This is a genomic window from Halomonas sp. SCS19 (genome assembly GCF_040147015.1).
GTDB classification, from domain to species: Bacteria; Pseudomonadota; Gammaproteobacteria; order Pseudomonadales; family Halomonadaceae; genus Halomonas; species Halomonas litopenaei.
Genome location: NZ_JAMSHN010000001.1, coordinates 3,578,186 through 3,598,239, shown reverse-complemented (window position 1 = coordinate 3,598,239; position 20,054 = coordinate 3,578,186). Strand labels below are relative to the sequence as shown.

Annotated in this window: 16 protein-coding genes; 10 read left to right on the top strand and 6 right to left on the bottom strand. The window is 64.9% G+C overall.

The features are described 5' to 3' along the window. Positions 1–98: 98 nt before the first annotated feature. The 3 genes from NFH97_RS15530 to NFH97_RS15520 form a co-directional block, all read right to left on the bottom strand. Complete coding sequence (locus tag NFH97_RS15530; RefSeq protein WP_349625087.1) at positions 99–1,886, bottom strand: acyl-CoA dehydrogenase; 1,788 nt, start codon at positions 1,884–1,886, stop codon at positions 99–101. Positions 1,887–2,098: 212 nt separating this feature from the next. Next, positions 2,099–2,737 (bottom strand): outer membrane lipoprotein periplasmic chaperone LolA, encoded by a 639-nt coding sequence (gene lolA, locus NFH97_RS15525; RefSeq protein ID WP_349625086.1) that lies wholly within the window; start codon positions 2,735–2,737, stop codon positions 2,099–2,101. Between the two features lie 188 nt (positions 2,738–2,925). Continuing rightward, complete coding sequence (locus tag NFH97_RS15520; protein WP_502878698.1) at positions 2,926–6,501, bottom strand: DNA translocase FtsK; 3,576 nt, start codon at positions 6,499–6,501, stop codon at positions 2,926–2,928. Between the two features lie 160 nt (positions 6,502–6,661). Here NFH97_RS15520 and aat point away from each other — a divergent pair, with 160 nt between their 5' ends. The 3 genes from aat (at position 6,662) to infA (ending at position 8,971) form a co-directional block, all read left to right on the top strand. Then, a complete protein-coding gene (aat, locus tag NFH97_RS15515; RefSeq protein ID WP_045992907.1) occupies positions 6,662–7,378 on the top strand; it encodes a leucyl/phenylalanyl-tRNA--protein transferase in 717 nt (238 codons plus the stop codon). 98 nt (positions 7,379–7,476) lie between these two features. Continuing rightward, positions 7,477–8,223: an arginyltransferase gene (locus tag NFH97_RS15510; RefSeq protein WP_045992908.1), complete on the top strand. Its 747-nt coding sequence runs from the start codon at positions 7,477–7,479 to the stop codon at positions 8,221–8,223. Between the two features lie 529 nt (positions 8,224–8,752). Next, positions 8,753–8,971: a translation initiation factor IF-1 gene (gene infA, locus NFH97_RS15505; RefSeq protein WP_013332816.1), complete on the top strand. Its 219-nt coding sequence runs from the start codon at positions 8,753–8,755 to the stop codon at positions 8,969–8,971. A gap of 368 nt (positions 8,972–9,339) precedes the next feature. Here the strand turns inward: infA and clpA are convergent, their stop codons facing one another. The 3 genes from clpA to icd form a co-directional block, all read right to left on the bottom strand. Beyond that, positions 9,340–11,616: an ATP-dependent Clp protease ATP-binding subunit ClpA gene (clpA, locus tag NFH97_RS15500; RefSeq protein WP_045992909.1), complete on the bottom strand. Its 2,277-nt coding sequence runs from the start codon at positions 11,614–11,616 to the stop codon at positions 9,340–9,342. A 204-nt stretch (positions 11,617–11,820) separates the two neighbouring features. Then, positions 11,821–12,207 carry an ATP-dependent Clp protease adapter ClpS gene (gene clpS / locus NFH97_RS15495; protein ID WP_502878697.1) on the bottom strand — a complete coding sequence of 129 codons (387 nt, stop codon included), beginning with the start codon at positions 12,205–12,207 and terminating at the stop codon, positions 11,821–11,823. A 249-nt stretch (positions 12,208–12,456) separates the two neighbouring features. Next, positions 12,457–13,713 (bottom strand): NADP-dependent isocitrate dehydrogenase, encoded by a 1,257-nt coding sequence (icd, locus tag NFH97_RS15490; RefSeq protein WP_045992911.1) that lies wholly within the window; start codon positions 13,711–13,713, stop codon positions 12,457–12,459. 145 nt (positions 13,714–13,858) lie between these two features. Here icd and NFH97_RS15485 point away from each other — a divergent pair, with 145 nt between their 5' ends. From NFH97_RS15485 to NFH97_RS15455, 7 genes are all read left to right on the top strand, one after another. Then, positions 13,859–14,449, top strand: a complete 591-nt coding sequence (locus NFH97_RS15485) for a pseudouridine synthase (protein WP_108133262.1) — start codon at positions 13,859–13,861, stop codon at positions 14,447–14,449. After that, on the top strand, positions 14,446–14,895 hold the full coding sequence (locus NFH97_RS15480) for an NUDIX domain-containing protein (protein WP_045992993.1): 450 nt from the start codon (positions 14,446–14,448) through the stop codon (positions 14,893–14,895). The genes NFH97_RS15485 and NFH97_RS15480 overlap by 4 nt, the downstream gene beginning before the upstream one ends. A 68-nt stretch (positions 14,896–14,963) precedes the next feature. After that, entirely contained in the window at positions 14,964–16,076 is a 1,113-nt protein-coding gene (gene mnmA / locus NFH97_RS15475; RefSeq protein WP_108133261.1) for a tRNA 2-thiouridine(34) synthase MnmA, read from the top strand. Beyond that, positions 16,073–16,711: a high frequency lysogenization protein HflD gene (hflD, locus tag NFH97_RS15470; RefSeq protein ID WP_045992914.1), complete on the top strand. Its 639-nt coding sequence runs from the start codon at positions 16,073–16,075 to the stop codon at positions 16,709–16,711. The genes mnmA and hflD overlap by 4 nt, the downstream gene beginning before the upstream one ends. Positions 16,712–16,751: 40 nt before the next feature. Beyond that, positions 16,752–18,125 carry an adenylosuccinate lyase gene (purB, locus tag NFH97_RS15465; protein ID WP_108133260.1) on the top strand — a complete coding sequence of 458 codons (1,374 nt, stop codon included), beginning with the start codon at positions 16,752–16,754 and terminating at the stop codon, positions 18,123–18,125. Positions 18,126–18,251: 126 nt separating this feature from the next. Beyond that, positions 18,252–19,439 (top strand): cupin domain-containing protein, encoded by a 1,188-nt coding sequence (locus tag NFH97_RS15460; RefSeq protein WP_108133259.1) that lies wholly within the window; start codon positions 18,252–18,254, stop codon positions 19,437–19,439. Beyond that, positions 19,432–19,860, top strand: coding sequence for a GNAT family N-acetyltransferase (locus NFH97_RS15455; protein ID WP_108133258.1), 429 nt, complete (start codon positions 19,432–19,434; stop codon positions 19,858–19,860). Before NFH97_RS15460 ends, NFH97_RS15455 begins: the two co-directional genes overlap by 8 nt. The last annotated feature ends 194 nt before the right edge of the window (positions 19,861–20,054 follow it).

The window sequence follows — 20,054 nt, the reverse complement described above, 5'->3', positions numbered from 1 at the left end:
GCGTAGCCACTGGCGGCCTGCGCCTCGCTACGAGGGAAATGACGATGGCCGATCCTGAACAGAAGATAGCCGCCGGTGGACACCGACGGCCAATCGGTTCAGCCAAGCGATACGGAAAGCAGTTCGTCGAAGCCAGCCTCGATGACGCGACGCTGGGCGCGCCCCTCGGGGAGCCACTGGCGCACGGCGAAGTCGGCACAGGCCAGCTTGCGCCGGTAGAAGTCGTCGTCGTTACCGGCGTCCAGCGCGGCCCGGGCGATGATCGCCGCGCGACCCATCTGCCAGGCGCACAGTACGTGGCCGGTCAGCGACAGAAGCGGTGTGGCGTAGGCCTGGATGGCGTCGGCGCCGCGTTCGGCGTCTGCCCCCGCCTCCAGCACCAGGGCCGCACAGGCACGCAGATCCTCGGCACCGACGGCAAGCTCTGCCCCCAGCGGAGCAAGAGAAGAATGGGCTGACAGCGCTTCGGCGGTGGCCTGCACTTCGTCGATCAGCAGTGACAAGGCCGCGCCGCCATCGCGCTGGAGCTTGCGCCCCGCCAGATCGAGCGCCTGGATGCCGTTGGTGCCCTCGTAGATCGGTGCGATACGCACGTCCCGCAACAGTTGCGCGGCGCCGGTCTCCTCGATGAAGCCCATGCCGCCGTGGACCTGAACACCCAACGAGGCGATGTCCACCGCCTGGTCGGTGGAGAAGCCCTTGACCACCGGGATCAGCACCTCGGCCCGCGCCTGGGCCTCGCGACGGCGCGGTTCGTCCTCATGGTGACGGGCCACGTCGAGTTGCTGAGCGCACAGCAGCGCCAGCGCCCTCAGGGCGTCGGTGCGCGCCCGCATCGACAGCAGCATGCGGCGCACGTCCAGGTGCTCGCCGATGGTGCAGGGCTCGCCTCCGCGGGACGCAGGTGTGCGTCCCTGGGAGCGATCGTTGGCGTAGGCCAGGGCGTGCTGGCAGGCACGCTCGGCGACACCGATACCCTGGATACCGACCTTGTGGCGAGCCTCGTTCATCATCGTGAACATGTGGTTGAGGCCGCGCCCGGCCTCCCCCACCAGATAGCCGACGGCGCCGTCCTTCTCGCCGAAGCTGAGGGTGCAGGTGGGACTGCCGTGGATGCCCATCTTGTGTTCGATGGAGGCACATACCACGTCGTTGCGCTCGCCAAGCGAGCCGTCCTCATTGACCAGGAACTTGGGCACCAGAAACAGCGAGATGCCCTTGTTGCCCTCGGGGGCGTCGGGGGTGCGCGCCAGCACCAGGTGGATGATGTTCTCGGCGGCCTCGTGTTCGCCCCAGGTGATGAAGATCTTCTGGCCGAACAGCCGGTAGTGATCGCCTTCCGGCACCGCGCGGGTGCGCACCCGAGACAGGTCCGAGCCGGCCTGAGGCTCGGTCAGGTTCATGGTGCCGGTCCAGCTGCCTTCTACCAGACGCGCCAGGTAACGCTGCTGGAGTTCGTCGCTGCCATGGTGAGCCAGCGCCTCGATGGCACCCGCGGTCAGCATCGGACACAGGCCCAGCGCCATGTTGGCGCCATGCAGCATCTCCTGCACGCTGCTGGCCACCACCTCGGGCAGCCCCTGACCGCCACGCTCCTCGGACACACCGATCCCGTTCCAGCCGCCCTCGGCGTAGGCCTGGTAGGCCTCGGCGAAGCCGTCGGGCAGTGTCACGCTGCCGTCTTCCAGCCGGCTGCAGCCCTGGCGATCACCACTGGCATTGAGCGGCGCCCAGACATCAGAGGCGAGCTTGGCGGCCTCCTCGAGCACAGCGTCGACCAGCTCGGGGCCAACCTCGGCAAAGGGGGCCAGGTTCAAGGACTCGTGCTCGAGCATTTCCGACAGCACGAAGGACAGGTCTCGCAGGGGAGCGGCGTAGGGATACATGGGGCACCTCGTGAAAACGATACCCGGGATAGTAGTTTCCCTAGTCGGCTCACACTATTGGGCCAAGGTCGCAGTAGACTTCAGGGTTGATCGGGGACAAGCGGCGTGCTCGATAGCGCACGGTAAGGAGGGAACGGACAGAAAATGGGAGGCCGTGGAAAAGGTGCGGAAGGGAGGCCGCCGCCGAGCGTGATCGGCGGCGGCAGGTGTGATCAGCGGGTCTGGCGAATCACGTCGGTACCCTCAGGCACCGCGAAGCGGTAGCGCTGGTCATCGATGTTGCCGTTCTGCTCGGCGTTATCGAAGGCGATGGCGGTACGCTGACCGGTGCTGTCGGTCATCTCCAGCGCCGCCAGCTGCTCGCTGTAGAAGGTCAGGCGCAGGCTTTCGAACAGGGTGTCCGAAGCCTTGGGCTCCAGGGTGAAGGTCTCGGCGGTGCCTTGCTGCGAGCTCTTGACCTCGTAGCTGTCGGTGAGCTCGTTTGCGCTACCGGACAGCAGCAGAGCCGGGGTGTGGGTGATGCGCTCATCCAGCGGCTGAATGGTGGCCTGCTCAAGATCGGGGTCATAGAGGGTGACCTCGTCGCCGTCCGACACCACGATCTGCTCGTAAGGCGCCTTGACCTCCCAGCGGAACTTGCCGGGGCGCGACAACCACATGTGCCCTTCGGTCTGCTGCAGGCGCTGGCCACTGCCGTCGAGGATCTGCTGCTCGAAGTCGGCGGAATAGGTGTTCAACGGCTCCAGCATGCGGGTCAGGCGCTCAGCGCCGTCGGCCAGCGCGGTGGCGGGAATCGCCAGCGCCAGGGCCAGCGTGGCAAGACCGGAACTCAAGGTAAGGCGTGCGGGCATAGCGTCTCTCCGTCGAAATCGTCGAAATCCTTGTCGCGCCGGAGCGGCTCCGGCGCCGGGAGGATGTCCGTTTGAGTCCAGTATGCCTGGCAAGTTGCCGCTGAACCCGGTCGTGACACCCTCTTGCATGGTGATTACATCCTGACGCGACACTGTCCCCAAATGGAGACAGTGTCGCGCCGATCGGGTTAGCCTGCGGTGGGCGGCGGTGCCAGCACCTCTCGCCCGCCGTTGCTGCCCATGGACGATACCACCCCGGCCATCTCCATGGCCTCGACCAGGCGTGCGGCGCGGTTGTAGCCGATCTTGAAGCGCCGCTGGACCGCCGAGATCGAGGCCCGGCGCGTCTCGGTGACAAAGGCCACGGCCTCGTCATAGAGGGCGTCCTGCTCGGCGTCGCTGTCATCGCCGGTGCCTTCGGCCTCAAGCCCGGTCAGGGCATCGGCGGAGACACCACCGGAGAGGATCTCGTCGATGTACTCGGGCTCGCCGCGCCGTTTCCAGTCTTCCACCACCCGGTGCACCTCATCGTCATCGACGAAGGCGCCGTGCACGCGGGTCGGCTGACCGGAGCCCGCCGGCAAGTAGAGCATGTCACCATGGCCCAGCAGGTTCTCGGCGCCGCCCTGATCGAGGATGGTGCGGGAGTCGACCCGCGACGACACCTGGAAGGCCATGCGGGTGGGGATGTTGGCCTTGATCAGGCCGGTGACCACGTCCACCGAGGGACGCTGGGTCGCCAGCACCAGATGGATACCGGCGGCGCGGGCCTTCTGCGCCAGTCGGGCGATCAGCTCCTCGACCTTCTTGCCGACGATCATGAACATGTCGGCAAATTCGTCGATCACCACCACGATGTAGGGCAGCTTTTCCAGCACCGGCGGGGTCTGGTGCATCTCCCAGGGCTGGGGCTCCCATAACGGATCGGCAACCTGGGCACCGGCCCGCTCGGCCTCATCGAGCTTGCTGTTGAAGCCGGCGATGTTGCGCACTCCCATGGCGGCCATCAGCTTGTAGCGACGCTCCATTTCGGCCACGCACCAGCGCAGGGCGTTGGCGGCCTCCTTCATGTCGGTGACCACCGGCGCCAGCAGGTGCGGGATACCGTCATAGACCGACAGCTCCAGCATCTTGGGGTCGACCATGATCAGCCGAAGCTCGTCGGGGGTCGCCTTGAGCAGCATCGAGATCAGCATGGCATTGACCCCGACCGACTTGCCCGAGCCGGTGGTACCGGCGACCAGCACGTGGGGCATCTTGCCCAGGTTGGCCACCACCGCGGCACCGCCGATGTCCTGACCCAGCGCCATGGTGAGACCAGAGGCCTCGTGCTGGTAGCGGTCCGAGTCGATCACCTCGCGCAGGCGGATCATCGCGCGATTGGGGTTGGGGATCTCGATACCCACGGTGGGACGCCCGGGTATCACCTCCACCACGCGTACGCTCTTGACCATCAGCGAACGCGCCAGGTCCTTGGCCAGGTTGCTGATCTTGGAGACCTTCACCCCCGCCGCAGGCTTGATCTCGAAGCGGGTGATGACCGGGCCCGGCCAGGTATCGACGACCTCGGCCTTGACGCCGTATTCGCGCAGGCGCATCTCGAGCAACTCCGCCATGTCGGCCAGTTGCTGCTCGGTGTAGTTGGGCTGATGCGGCTCCGGCGGGGTCAATAGCCTGAGGCTTGGCAGCTCGCCGTCGGGTTCCGGCAGGTCATCGAAACCGGGACGCTGGCTTTGCAGGTGCTCTACCGTCCACAGCGTCGGGCCGTCGTTGTCGGCGGCCTCACGGGCTTGCTCGGCGGTAGCCACACGTCCTTCGCCCACGCTGTCGTGGCCTCCGGCAACATTCGCGCCCGCGGCGTCGTGACCTGGCTCAGCGCGGGGAGGCTCGGCCGGCGTGCCGGCGTCGCTGCGGTCCGCTTCCTGCTGCACGCGCTGGCCAGCATCCTGACCAGCGTCCTCAGCATAAGACGGACGGGGAGAAGAACTGGGGGCCTGGCTCGAGACACTACGCGGCGCCTCATGGGTGGCCGCCAACAGACCGGCACCCGCCCCTGCAGCGATGGCGCCGCCAGCCAGGGCGCCACCATCATCAGGCAGCACCGGCTCGGGGATTTCCTCGGCACGACGCTCCTCTCGACGAGGCTGCGTCTGGTGGCTCGACGGCTCCTCCCCGCGAGCGGGCTCTTCCCGACGCGACTCCTGTGGAGCGCCAGTCGCCGGCGCGGACGGCGCAGATTCGGACTCCTGAGACGAGCCAGGCGCGGCGGGCGCGGCGGGCGCGGCCCCGGGCGCCTGTGGAGAGCGCGCCTGTTGAGAGCCCTGCGCGGCTGGCGCGGCTTCGGGCGCCTGAGAAGAGCTAGGCGCGGCTGGCGCGGCTTCGGGCGCCTGTGAAGAGCGCGCCTGTGGAGAGCGCGCCTGTGGAGAGCCAGGCGCGGTTTCGGGCGCCTGTTGAGAACCCTGCGCGGCTGGCGCGGCCCCGGGCGCCTGTGAAGAGCGCGCCTGTGGAGAGCGCGCCTGAGCAGTAGGCCCGGCTTCGGGGGCCTCTAAAGAGCTCGGCTCGCTTGCACGTTCAGGCGAAGGCACCGGCGCATCCCTCTCTGCACGCAGCGACATCGGCTCTTCTGCCCTTGCCGCCGAAGGTGCCTCTGCCGCAAAACTGCCGCCCAGGGTCGGCTCTCGCCGCTCTCTGGAAGCCGTGGGCTCCGGGGCCAGGGTCGGCTCTCGCCGCCCGCCCTCAGGTTCGGTGGGACGGGTGTCCCGCGGCGTTGTGGTGCCGTCCTGAACGCTACCTTCATGGCGGCGGCGAGGCGCGGCCTCGGCAAAGCGTTCGGTATAGGCAGCGCCAGGCTGCTTGGCCGACGGCGTGGATTCCGCCACGTCCCAGGGAATATCGGTGTTGCCGTCGTCGCCCATGGACGACCCCGCGGCCTCATCCAGGTCGGTCGGAGTCCCCTTGCCGCGCAGGCGCTGCCACCAGGAGGGCCGGGGCGTCGTATCGCCTTCCTCGCCATCTTCGCTGTCGATCGGCGATGACGCCTTGGCCCTGGGCTCAGGTGCACTGTGCTGGTCGGCGCTCTGCCCTGCGTCGTCCTCGTCTTTAGACGACGCGAAGCGGGACTTGAGCCAGCGTCCCAGCAACAGACAACGATGGCCCGCCTCGTCCATGACATTGAGCCAGGACAACCCGGTAAACAGCGGCATTCCGCCCAGGATAGCGACAACGGCGAGCAGACCTGTTCCGCCGACGCCCACCAGTGGCCGCAGGGCGCCGACCAGCCCGACCCCGAGGATGCCACCGGTGGAGTATGGCAACACGCTGTCGGGCTGATGGAAGTAGAGCGCCCCCAGGGTGGTGCACCCCAGCAGCAGCAGAATCAGCCCGCCGCAGCGCACGGCCAGGGCGGTCGCATCCCACTCGAACTCCACTCGACGGGAACGGATCAGATACCAGGCGGCAAACGCCAGCATGCCTGGCCACCACAGGGCGCTGATGCCAAACAACGAATACAGCACGTCGGCGAGCCAGGCCCCGATGGGGCCCATCCAGTTGGCCACCGCGGTCTCGGGGCCACTGCTCGACCAGCCGGGGTCCGCCGGCTCGAAGCTGAACAGTGCCAGCAGCAGGAATACGCAGGCAGCCAGCAGTACGATGATCACACCTTCCCTGGCAGAGCCATGCAGACGCAACCCGACCTTGCGGGCGGTCTCCTTGGCGGCTGCCGCCGTCGCGCGCGACGACATGGACTTCTTGTTGGCACTCAAACGGCCTTCCCCTTGCGCCATAACGGCGTCTTCCATCCTTCTGACTGGAGGTCATGATACCGAGCCAGCCGGTGAGCGAATAGGCCCAGCATACCTTGAGCGAAGCGCGGGCTGGGGGCACACTGCCCCATCTTCCACCCGGTATTGCAAAGGGAGCCCCATGCTGCCCTGGCTCAACGAACATCCTGTGACCTTTCCTTCGGTCGATATTGCCCTCGACGACCCGGACGGCCTGCTGGCCGCTGGCGGCGGGCTATCTCCCGAATGGCTGATAGAGGCCTACCGCCGCGGGATCTTCCCCTGGTACAGCGACGACCAGCCGATTCTCTGGTGGAGCCCCGATCCGCGCATGGTGTTGCACCCCGAAGAGCTACGCGTGCGCCGAAGCCTCGCCAAGCGGCTACGCAACGGGGGCTTTCGCGCCACCGCCGACCAGGCGTTCGACGCCGTTATCGATGCCTGTGCTGCACCGCGCAACGATGGTCATGCGTCAGGCACCTGGATCACCGATGAAATGCGTGATGCCTACTGCGACCTGCACCGGGAGGGGGTCGCTCACTCGGTGGAAATCTGGCGTGACGACCGGCTGGTCGGCGGGCTCTATGGTGTCGCCCTGGGACCGGTGTTTTTCGGCGAATCGATGTTCAGCCGCGAGGCCGATGCCTCCAAGATCGCCCTGGTGCATCTGGCCCGCGCCATGGCGGCCGGCGGCGGGCGTCTGATCGACTGCCAGATGCACACGCCCCACCTGGCCAGCCTCGGCGCTCGAGGTATCGCTCGATCAGCCTTCATCGGCTATCTTGAGAGGTGGCTGGATGATCTGGACCGAGACAGCCTGACGACGCCGGCATGGTCATTCACCGGCATCGGTGAATGACCTGGTATCAGAAGGCCATGTATGACGACCACCATTGACACGACCCATACCAACGCCTGATCCATCACTCGACGCCATCCGACAGGGAGACGGCAGCCTTGAGCAGCAATACACCGCGTCAACCCGTACGCGACCTGCGGTTCTTTCTTACTGTGCCGCACGCCTGCAGCTATCTGCCGGGCAAGGAAGCGACCACCCTGTTCCTGGATCCCAAGGAATCCCCGGGACAGGGCGTATATGACGCGCTTACGCTACTTGGCTTCCGTCGCAGCGGTCTGCATCTTTACCGCCCTCACTGTGAAGGCTGCCACGCCTGCATCTCCGTGCGAATCCCGGTAGCGGACTTTAGCCCCAATCGCACCCAGCGACGCCTGATGCGGCGCAATGCCGACCTGACCATCGAGGTGGTGCCGGCGCAGTTCGACTCCCGCCACTACGACCTCTACGCCCGCTATATCTGCACGCGCCACCATGACGGCGACATGTTCCCACCGAGTCACGAGCAGTACCGTACCTTCCTGAGCCTCGATCAGCCCTACGCGAGACTGCTGGAGATGCGCCTGGACGGAAAGCTGGTAGCGGTATCGGCCTTCGACGAGCTGCGCCACGGCTTGTCCGCCATCTACACCTTCTTCGACCCGGACCACAGCCTCGAGCGCCGTTCTCTTGGCACCCAGGCGGTGCTGGCGCTGATCCAGATGGCATCCCTGAAGGGACTTCCCCATGTCTACCTGGGCTACTGGATCGAGGAGTGCCGCAAGATGAGCTACAAGAGCAGCTTCTCGCCCCTCGAGCGCCTGGATGGCCGGCTCTGGCGACGACTGGTACCGATCGACAGCGAGTAACCGCCCAACCCGATAGCTCAAGCACGTTCTCTGCTCTCTAGAGAGCGGCAGAATATCGCGCACCTTGCTTATCCTTGAGAGCTAACCTGCCATCTGCCTTTGCCATCTGAGTCCGGGGATACTGGAAAGCGGCAGAATATCGCGCACTTTGAGGGTCTAGCCTGCTCTCAATGGCCATCCGCCTTTGCCATCTGGCTCCGGGGATACTGGAAAGCGGCAGAATATCGCGCACTTTGAGGGCCGATCAGCCATCTGCCTTTGCCATCTGACTCCGGGGATACTGGAAAGCAGCAGAATATCGCGCACTTTGAGGGTCTAACCTGCTCTCAATGGCCATCTGCCTTTGCCCTCTGACTCCGGGGATACTGGAAAACAGCAGAATATCGCGCACCTTGAGGGCCGATCAGCCATCTGCCTTTGCCATCTGCTTCTGCATCCGGCAGAATATCGCGCTATCCTGACCACAGTAACGGCAGTGACGCCTCAAGGTCAGGCATCTTTTCGATTTCACCAGCGAGGATTCGCCTATATGGCACGCGAAGACCATATCGAAATGGAAGGCGTGGTCGTCGACACCCTTCCCAACACCATGTTCCGGGTCGAACTGGAAAACGGCCACGTGGTGACCGCCCACATCTCGGGCAAGATGCGCAAGAACTACATCCGCATCCTGACCGGTGACAAGGTCAAGGTCGAGCTGACTCCCTACGACCTGTCCAAGGGTCGCATCGTCTACCGTTCCCGTTGAGAACGGCCGGCGTCAGCGCTTCAGCGCCGACGCTACTTGCCGGTAACGCGCCTTAGCGGAGCGCCCCACCCCACCGGCAAGCGCAGCCCCCTTTCGCAAGACAGCAAGACTCTGGTGCAGCACCAGCCCTGCTTTGCCTGACGCAGCAGGGCGGCACCGCCTCGTCCAAAAGCCGGGCAACGACCCTCTGCCGGGGACTCGCACGGCTGTTGCCGTCCAGACCCTGCTGGATACAAACGACGACGCCCCGTCGTTGACGGGGCGTCGCGTAGTTCCACATCCTGACCAGTCGAAACAACCAACTTGCTGATGGTCTCAGCAGGCAGGCTTCAAGGGCTTGGCCACACCCCAGTAGCCTGCCTCGACACTCAAGGCGCGTCGGCCATCTCCACGTCGGTGGACAGGTGAAGCTCTCCGTCCTCCAGACTGACGTGCACCAGACCACCGTGCTCGGCCAGATCGCCGAACAGGATCATCTCGGCCAAGGGCTTCTTCAGCTTTTCCTGGATCAGTCGCGCCATGGGGCGGGCGCCCATGTCCGGGTCGTAACCCATGGTCGCCAGCCAATCGCGCGCCTCGTCGTCCACCTCGAGCTGCACCCGCTTCTCGTCGAGCTGGGCCTGCAGTTCCACCAGGAACTTGTCGACCACATTGCGTACGACTGGCTTGGCCAGCGACGCGAACTGGATGATGCCATCCAGGCGGTTGCGGAACTCCGGCGTAAAGGTCTTGCGAATCGCCTCCATGGCATCGGTGGAGTGGTCCTGGGTCTGGAAACCGATCGAGCGACGCGTCGCGATCTCGACCCCGGCGTTGGAGGTCATGATCAGAATGACGTGACGGAAATCCGCCTCGCGCCCGTTGTTGTCGGTCAGACGACCGTGGTCCATGACCTGCAGCAGCAGGTTGAAGACCTCGGGGTGCGCCTTCTCGATCTCGTCGAGCAGCAGCACGCAGTGGGGCTGCTTGGTGACCGCCTCGGTCAGCAGACCACCCTGGTCATAGCCGACATAGCCAGGAGGTGCACCGATCAGCCGCGATACCGTGTGCCGTTCCATGTACTCGGACATGTCGAAGCGCAGCAGTTCGACCCCCATGATATGGGCCAGTTGACGCGCCACCTCGGTCTTGCCGACGCCGGTGGGGCCGGCGAACAGGAAGCTGCCGACCGGCTTGTCCGGCGACTTGAGCCCGGCGCGGGACAGCTTGATCGCCGCCGCCAGGCTGTCGATGGCCTCATCCTGACCGAACACCAGCATCTTGAGATCTCGGTCCAGATTCTCGAGCAGCTTGCGATCGGAGCTGGACACGCTCTTCGGCGGAATCCGCGCGATGGAAGCGACCACCGCCTCGACCTGATCGACGTCGATGGTGTCCACGCGCATTTCCGGCGGAAGCAGGCGCTGGTGGGCACCGGCCTCATCGATGACATCGATGGCCTTGTCCGGCAGGAAGCGGTCGTTGATGTAGCGATCCGCCAGCCGCGCGGCGCTGTCCAGCGCGGCGTCGGTGTACTTGAGCTGGTGGTGCTCCTCGAAGCGTGAACGCAACCCCTTGAGGATCTTGATGGAGTCCTCGACCGAGGGTGCCATCACATCGACCTTCTGGAAACGACGTGCCAGGGCACGATCCTTCTCGAAGATACCGCGGAATTCCTGGAAGGTGGTGGAGCCGATACAGCGCAGCTCGCCGGAGGACAGCAGCGGCTTGAGCAGGTTCGATGCGTCCATCACTCCACCGGACGCCGCACCGGCGCCGATCACCGTATGGATCTCATCGATGAACAGGATGGCGTTGGGCAGCTTGCGCAGTTCCGCCAGCAGGCTCTTCAAGCGCTTCTCGAAGTCACCACGATACTTGGTACCCGCCAGCAGCGCGCCCATGTCCAGCGAGTACACCACGGCGTCGCCGATCACATCGGGCACGTCTTCCTCGACGATGCGCTTGGCCAGGCCCTCGGCGATGGCGGTCTTGCCGACGCCGGCCTCACCGACCAGCAAGGGGTTGTTCTTGCGCCGCCGTGCCAGAATCTGCACCACCCGCTCGAGCTCATGATCACGCCCGATCAGGGGGTCGATCTTGCCCATGCGGGCCTGCTCGTTGAGGTTGGTGGCAAAACCGGTCAACGGATTGCCGCCGGCCTCGCTGCCGGCTTCCTCGGCGTCCTCGGCCTCGGGAGCCGCCGAAGACGGGCTCTGGCCGTGGCCGGTGACCTTGGAGATCCCGTGGGCGATGTAGTTGACCGCATCGACCCGTGCCACGTTCTGCTGCTTGAGGAAGTAGACCGCCTGGCTCTCCTGCTCGGAGAAGATCGCAACCAGTACGTTGGCACCGGTCACTTCGCTCTTGCCAGAAGACTGCACGTGGAACACGGCCCGCTGAAGCACTCGCTGGAAGCCCAGCGTCGGCTGGGTCTCGCGCTCGGTCTGGTCTTCCGGAATCAGCGGGGTGGTGGAATTGATGAAATCCTGCAGGTCGGACCGCAGCTTGTCGAGATTGGCCCCACAGGCACGCAGCACATCTGATGCTGAAGCATTATCCAGAAGCGCCAGCAACAAGTGCTCCACGGTCATGAACTCATGGCGCTTGGAACGCGCCACGGTGAAGGCCGTGTTCAGGGTCAGTTCAAGTTCTTTGCTCAGCATGGCAGTCCCCTTCTCGCCGCATAGGGCTTGCATCGGATCTTTTGTGGTCCGGCACCATCAACATCGGGTACAAATGGCGCCGTTGCAAGTTCTTCGTCAACGCAGCAGCCGTCTCTCGTTAACGCGGGGCCGGCTTGTGCGGATCTGTGACCACTCGTCGCCGCCAGCGGCAGCACTGTCAGGGCGATCCGATATCGCCCCGTCTCAGTCCGCTGCCTCGATATCGCTCAACAGCGGATGCTGGCACTCTCTCGCATACTCGTTGACCTGATGGCTCTTGGTCTCGGCGATGTCATGGGTAAAGACACCGCAGGTTGCCTTTCCGTGGCTGTGGACCGTCAGCATGATCTGCACGGCGGTCTCGCTGTCCAGATGGAAGAAGGTCTGCAGCACCTCCACCACAAACTCCATGGGGGTGAAGTCGTCGTTATGCAAGACAACCTTATACATGGGTGGTCTGGCCACCTCGGGGTCAGCCTCCTGGGTCGCCAGGTCACCGTCATCCTGCTCGCCCGGCTCACTGGTCGGACGGGTCATCCCGGCGAAGGGGGCGCGGATCCAGACAGGATCCTCCTCTCTTGCGTTGAACATAGGCCTCACACTGTCAATCGGGTGCCTGCGCCCACCCGCGTCGAGCATTGGACGTCGGCGGCGCGGCAGGGTTCCGTTCCGTCTCCCATTATCGGAAATCCGACGGACGCTTTCACGCAAAAAACGTACAAAGCAAAAAGCCCCCGCCCGAGCGGGCGAGGGCCTTTTCAGAGCGCCGCGATAAACAGCCGGTATGGGCGATAGCGATCACCGGCACCAGACGCTGTCATCGGACGATCGGTACGTCGCTTACATGTTGTCGGCGACGGCCTGACCGAACTCGGAGCACTTGAACAGCGTGGCGTTTTCCATCAGGCGATGGAAGTCGTAGGTGACCTCGCCCTTGCTGATGGCCTTCTCCACGCCCTTGAGCACCAGATCGGCGGCCTCGACCCAACCCATGTGGCGCAGCATCATCTCGGCGGAGAGGATCAGCGAGCCCGGGTTGACCTTGTCCTGGCCGGCGTACTTCGGCGCGGTGCCGTGGGTCGCCTCGAACATGGCGGTGGTGTCGGAGATGTTGGCGCCCGGCGCGATGCCGATGCCGCCCACTTCCGCCGCCAGTGCGTCGGACAGGTAGTCACCGTTCAGGTTCAGGGTGGCGATGACGTCGTATTCGGCCGGACGCAGCAGGATCTGCTGCAGCATGGCGTCGGCGATGACGTCCTTGACCACGATGTCCTTGCCGGTCTTCGGGTTCTTGAAGGTCATCCAGGGGCCGCCATCGAGGAGTTCGGCGCCGAACTCTTCCTTGGCCAGCTCGTAGCCCCAATCCTTGAAGGAGCCTTCGGTGAACTTCATGATGTTGCCCTTGTGCACCAGGGTCAGCGACTCGCGGTCGTTGTCGATGGTGTACTGCAGGGCCTGACGGACCAGACGCTTGGTGCCTTCGATGGAGACCGGCTTGACGCCGATGCCACAGTTCTCGGGGAAGCGGATGTTGGTGACACCCATCTCTTCACGCAGGAACTTGATGACCTTGTCGGCTTCCGCGGTACCGGCCTTCCATTCGATGCCGGCGTAGATATCTTCGGAGTTCTCGCGGAAGATGACCATGTCGACGTCGGCAGGCTTCTTGACCGGGCTCGGCACGCCTTCGAACCAGCGCACCGGGCGCTGACAGACGTACAGGTCCAGCTTCTGGCGCAGCGCCACGTTCAGTGAACGGATGCCGCCACCGACCGGCGTGGTCAGCGGGCCCTTGATGGAAACGATGTAGTCCTTGACCGCTTCCAGGGTCTCTTCCGGCAGCCAGGTGTCCGCGTCATAGACGTGGGTGGCCTTCTCGCCGGCGTAGACTTCCATCCAGTGGATCTTGCGCTCGCCGTTGTAAGCCTTCTGCACAGCGGCGTCGATGGCGATCTTCATCGCCGGGGTCACGTCGACACCGATACCGTCACCCTCGATGAAGGGAATGATCGGATTATTCGGTACGTTCAGGCTGTTGTCGGCGTTGGCGGTGATCTTTTCGCCGCCCTCAGGGACGACAATTTTCTGGAAACCCATTGAGAACTCCCCTGTCAGGTCTATTCAGTGGAGCGCGGAGTATAGCATTACCCCCCGCGCCCGGAGTAGGCTTTGTCGACAATCTTTGGAAAAGGCCTAAACGGCCCGCCGCCACGCCTTCCGAGCCAGATCATCGAGCCCGCCCATGAGTCAACTTTATCTGCTGCACAAGCCCTATCGGGTGCTGTCCCAGTTCACCGATGACCAGGGACGCAATACCCTGGCCTCGCTGATCGACGTGCCGGACATCTATCCGGCCGGCCGCCTCGACTACGATTCCGAAGGCCTGTTGTTGCTCAGTGATGATGGCGAGTTGATTCATCGTATCAGCCACCCGCGCCACAAGCAGCCGAAGACGTATCGAGTGCTCGTCGAGGGACAGCCGGACGATCGGGCCTTGAAGGCGCTCGCCGAAGGGGTCACTCTCAAGGATGGACCCACCCGGCCGGCCAAGGTCCGGCGACTGACGACCAGCGGGCTGCCCGAGCGCACGCCGCCGCTGGACCCGAAGCGCCATCCCGTTACCTGCTGGCTGGAGCTGACCATCAGCGAGGGGCGTAATCGCCAGGTGCGCAGGATGACCGCCCATGTGGGCCACCCGACGCTGAGGCTGGTACGCGTCGCCATCGGCCCCTGGCGGCTCGACGGCCTGGCCCCGGGACAATGGCAGCGCCAGACGCTGCACGCGCCAAAGCGCCCCCGGGGCTCAGCCCCTACAACAAGGAGACGCCGATAATGCGCTGGACCCCCTACGTGACCGTGGCCACGGTGGTCGAACGAGCCGGTCGTTTCCTGCTGGTGGAAGAAGACCGTGGCGGCCCCCATACCCTGTTCAACCAGCCCGCCGGCCACCTGGAACCCGGTGAGCGCATCCGCGACGGCGCCCTGCGCGAGGTCGCCGAAGAGACTGCCTGGCGGGTCGGCATCACCGACTACCTGGGCATGTACGTGTACGAGGCCCCGGACGGCAAGACCTTCCACAGCCACGCCTTCTTCGGCATGGCGCTGGCCCACCTGGGCACCGAACTGGACCGGGATATCATGGCCATCCATTGGCTGACCCTGGAGGACGTCGAGGCGCTGGAGCGCGAGGGCCGCCTGCGCAGCCCACTGGTGATCAAGCGCATCCGCGACGCCCTGGCCGGCAAGACCTTCCCGATGGAGGTGCTGCACGAACGCTGAGGCTTCGGTTGACGGGTGCAATTCGTGTATAATCACCGCCCATTTGCCCCACCACTCCGAGAGTCGTTATGTCAGCGTCCACCGGCAAAGTCATCGTCGGCATGTCCGGCGGCGTCGATTCCTCCGTTTCCGCCCTCCGCCTGATCCAACAGGGCTATCAGGTGGAAGGGCTGTTCATGAAGAACTGGGATGAGGACGACGGCACCGAATACTGCACCGCCATGGAAGACCTGGCGGACGCCGAAGCGGTGTGCAAGAAGCTCGGCATTCCCCTGCACACGGCCAACTTTGCCGCCGAGTACTGGGACAACGTGTTCGAGCACTTCCTCGCCGAGTACAAGGCCGGACGCACACCGAATCCCGATATCCTTTGCAACCGCGAAATCAAGTTCAAGGTGTTCCTCGACTACGCCGAGATGCTCGGCGCCGAGATGATCGCCACCGGTCACTATGTTCGCCGCGGCGAGCGCGACGGCCGCCCGCGACTGCTCAAGGGACTCGACGGCAACAAGGACCAGAGCTACTTCCTGCACGCCGTGCCGGAAGCCGCCATCGCGCGCACCCTGTTCCCGGTGGGCGAGATCGAAAAGCCCGAGGTTCGCGCCATCGCCGAACAGCACGATCTGGTTACCGCAAAGAAGAAGGACTCCACCGGTATCTGCTTCATCGGCGAGCGCCGCTTCAGCGACTTTCTCAAGCAGTACCTGCCGGCCCAGCCGGGGACCATCGAGACACCGGACGGCGACGTCATCGGCGATCACATGGGCCTGATGTACTACACCCTGGGCCAGCGCCAGGGCCTCGGCATCGGCGGTCTCGCCAACTATTCGGAAGACCCCTGGTACGTGGCCGGCAAGGACCTCGAGCGCAACGTGCTGATCGCGGTTCAAGGCAAGCATCACCCTCTGTTGTACACCGACAGCCTGGCCACCGAGGCGATGGATTGGGTCGCCGGTGAGCCGCCTTGCGCCGAGGGGCGCTTCAGCGCCAAGACCCGCTATCGTCAGGACGACGTGCCATGCACGCTGACGACCCGGGCCGATGGCGGCGTCGCGGTACACTTCGACGACCCACAGCGGGCCGTGACACCGGGCCAATCGCTGGTCATCTACGACGGTGACGTCTGCCTCGGCGGCGGCGTCATCCGGTCCACCTGGAACGCCGAGGAGCGAGCGGCATGACCGATTCGGTACCTATCCACCGCGCCCCCGAGTCCCCGGCGGCTCGCCAGGCGATCGCCCTGGCCGGCGTATTTCAGGCCGCCCATCTGGTCGACGAGCTGGCGCGCACCGGCCAGGTCGACAGCCGCGCCTGGGACACCCAGATCACCGCCACCCTGGAAACCAACCCGCCAACCTTCGAATCCATCTATGGCGGGCATCCCAACAATCTGCGCCTGGGGCTCGAGACCCTGGAGGCAGTGCTCGGCCGACGCCAGGCCAACCCGGTGGTGATGCGCTACGGCTTCAGCCTGATGCTGCTGATGAACAAGCTGCGCACCCAGCCCGACATGATGGACGCGCTCGGCACCCACCTGACCCGCATCCAGGGCCAGGCCGAACACTTCGGACCGACCCACGAGAACGTCGTGGCGAGCCTCGGCGAGGCCTACCAGCAGACGCTTTCCACCTTCAAGAACCGAATCGTGGTCCAGGGCGACCCTTCGCTGCTGCAAAGCCGGATGATGCCGGAGCGGGTCCGCGCCTGCCTGCTCTCCGGCATTCGCTTCGGCCTGCTGTGGCACCAGCAGGGCGGACGTCGCTGGAAGCTGATCTTCCAGCGGGGCAGCCTCAAGCGCGCCCTGGACACCCTCTGATCGCTCGATCTTCCTTTCCTACCCGTACCGGAAAACCGCCATGCAACTCTCCGCTCTCACCGCCCTCTCTCCCGTCGACGGTCGCTACGGCAGCAAGGCCGAATCACTGCGCGAACACTTCAGCGAATTTGGGCTGATCCGCGCCCGCGTCATCGTCGAGATCCGCTGGCTGGAGCGCCTGGCCGCGCACCCGCAGATCACCGAGGTGCCGGAGCTGTCGGCCACCGCCACAGCCTTCCTGGATGGCCTGGTCAAGAACTTCAGCGAAGCCGACGCGGCGCGCATCAAGGACATCGAGCGCACCACCAACCACGACGTCAAGGCGGTCGAGTACTGGATCAAGGAAGCCATTGCCGAGAATGCAGAGCTGCATGCCGTCACCGAGTTCGTGCACTTCGCCTGCACCAGCGAGGACATCAACAACCTGTCCTACGGCGTGATGCTGCGCGATGGCCTCGACAGCCTGCTGCCGACCATGCGCCAGGTGGCCGACGAGATCGCCCGTCTGGCCGAAGAACACGCTGCCGTGCCAATGCTGTCGCGCACCCATGGCCAGACCGCCAGCCCCACCACCCTGGGCAAGGAAATGGCCAACGTGGCCTACCGTCTGCGCCGCCAGCTCAAGCAGATCGAAAGCGCCGAGGTACTGGGCAAGATCAACGGCGCCGTGGGCAACTACAACGCCCACCTGGCCACCTACCCGGACATCGACTGGGAGGCCAACGCTCGCACCTTCGTCGAAGGCCTGGGCCTGACCTTCAATCCCTATACCACCCAGATCGAACCCCACGACTATATCGCAGAGCTGTTCGATGCTGTGTGTCGCTTCAACACCATCCTGATCGACTTCGATCGTGACGTCTGGGGCTACATCTCGCTGGGATACTTCAAGCAGCGCACCGTGGCCGGCGAGATCGGCTCCTCGACCATGCCGCACAAGGTCAACCCGATCGACTTCGAGAACTCCGAGGGTAATCTGGGCCTGGCCAATGCCATCCTCGCCCACCTGGCCCAGAAGCTGCCGATCTCCCGCTGGCAGCGTGACCTGACCGACTCCACCGTGCTGCGCAACCTGGGCGTCGGCCTGGCCTACGGCCTGATCGCCTACCAGGCCTCGCTGAAGGGTATCGGCAAGCTCGAGGCCAACCCCCAGCGTCTGGCCGAGGACCTGGACGCCAGCTGGGAAGTACTGGCCGAGCCAATCCAGACGGTGATGCGTCGCTACGGCATCGAGAAGCCCTACGAAAAGTTGAAGGAGCTGACCCGCGGCAAGCGCATCGACCAGGCCGGTTTCGCCGCCTTCATCGATGGCCTGGAACTGCCCGACGAGGTCAAGGCAGAGCTCAAGCAGCTGACCCCCGGCAACTACATCGGCAATGCCGTCGAGCAGGCTCGCGCCCTGCCGCAGCACTGAGCCGGAGCCGCTGACAGAACCCCGCTTCACCCCGCCAATCGGTGGGGTGAGGCGTTTCTGGAGCCCTCTCTTCGGGGCCGGGGCCGATACCGAGCCCGCTACTCCCAATCACCATCAGGATTCCTCATGTCAACTGATACCCCCCTCACCCTGCTGGGCGGCCTGACATCGGCAGAGTTCCTGCGCGATGTCTGGCAGCAGCAACCTCTGCTGATCCGTGGCGCCTTTCCCGACTTCGACAACCCGCTGACGCCAGACGAACTGGCCGGGCTCGCCTGCGAGGACAATATCGAGGCACGCCTGGTCGAGGAACAGGGCCCCGACGGACCCTGGCAGGTCAGCCACGGCCCCTTCGACGAGGCCACCTTCGCCCGCCTGCCGGAGCGCGACTGGACCCTGCTGGTACAGGCGGTGGATCACTATGTGCCGGAGGTCGCCGCCCTGCTGGAGGACTTCACCTTTCTGCCGCGCTGGCGCCTGGATGACATCATGGTCAGCTACGCGCCGCCAGGCGGCAGCGTCGGCCCGCACCTGGACCAGTACGATGTCTTCCTGCTCCAGGGCAGTGGTCAGCGCCGCTGGCAGCTTGGCGGCAAGGTGGCCGATGACGCCCCGATCCTGCGCGGCATCGACCTGCGCATCCTCGAGACCTTCGAGGTCAACGCCGATCAGGACTGGGTGCTGGAGCCCGGCGACATGCTCTACCTGCCCCCCGGCTGGGCGCACCACGGGGTCAGCCAGAGCGATGACTGCATGACCTACTCGGTGGGCTTTCGCGCCCCCTCGGCGGACGAGGCGATCACCTCCTTCGCCGACTACCTGGGTGAGCAGCAACCCCCCTCTCGCCGCTACGGCGATGCCGGCATGACCCCGGCCGAGGACCCGGGCGAACTCGATCAGGCGGCGCTGTCACGCATGCGCCAGTTGATCCTCGAGACCCTGGACGATCCAGCCCAGATGGCCCAGTGGTTCGGCCGGGTGATGACCCAGCCCAAGTACGTGGACCAGCTCGAGCCCAGCGAGACACCGACGGCGCCAGACGAGCTTGTCGCTGCACTACAGGAAGGCGAGGTGCTGGTGGCCGCGCCGGGCTCTCGCTTCGCCTGGCACGCCCTGGCGGACGACCGGGCCACCCTGTTTGCCGACGGCGACGGCATCGACTGCGATCTGGCGCTGGCCCGCGAGATCGCCAACCGCGGCGAGTTCGACGCCTCGCTGCTCGACTACCCCGGCGCCGCCGAGGTGCTGACACGGCTGTTCGACGCCGGCAGCCTTGGCTGGCCGGTCGACGACATGGAGGACGACGATGCCTGAGGTGGTGATCGAACAGGGAAGCTGGGAACAACTTGGCGAAGCGGCCGGTGACATTCGCTATCGCGTCTTCGTCATCGAACAACAGGTGCCGATCGAGGAAGAGTGGGACGGCCTCGATCCTGACTGCCTGCATTTCCTGGCGAGCCAGGACGAGCGTGTACTGGGTACGGCGAGACTGCTGCCCGATGGCCATATCGGTCGCGTGGCGGTGCTTGCCGAAGCCCGGGGACTCGGCGTCGGCGTGGCGCTGATGCGCGCCACCATCGAGGCTGCGCGACAGCGTGGTCACTCGAGCGTCGAGCTCGCCGCCCAGACCCATGCGCTCGGTTTCTACGAAGCCCTGGGCTTCCGCGCCGAAGGAGATATCTTCCTCGACGCCGGCATTCCGCATCGCAATATGACCCTCTCCCTGAACGACTGACCTCTCCGTCAACTCCTCCGTTCAGGAAACTCGACTACAGGAATGTGCCTCTACGGCGCTTTCCTGTAGTCGGACTACAACGCCTTGTCCCCCCAAGTACCAATGGCGAACCCCCGCCGCTGTGGGCCATAGTCACAACCATGGCGCAGCGGACAGACCTCGATGGCGAGTCAGATCGCTCACTTTGTAGTCGA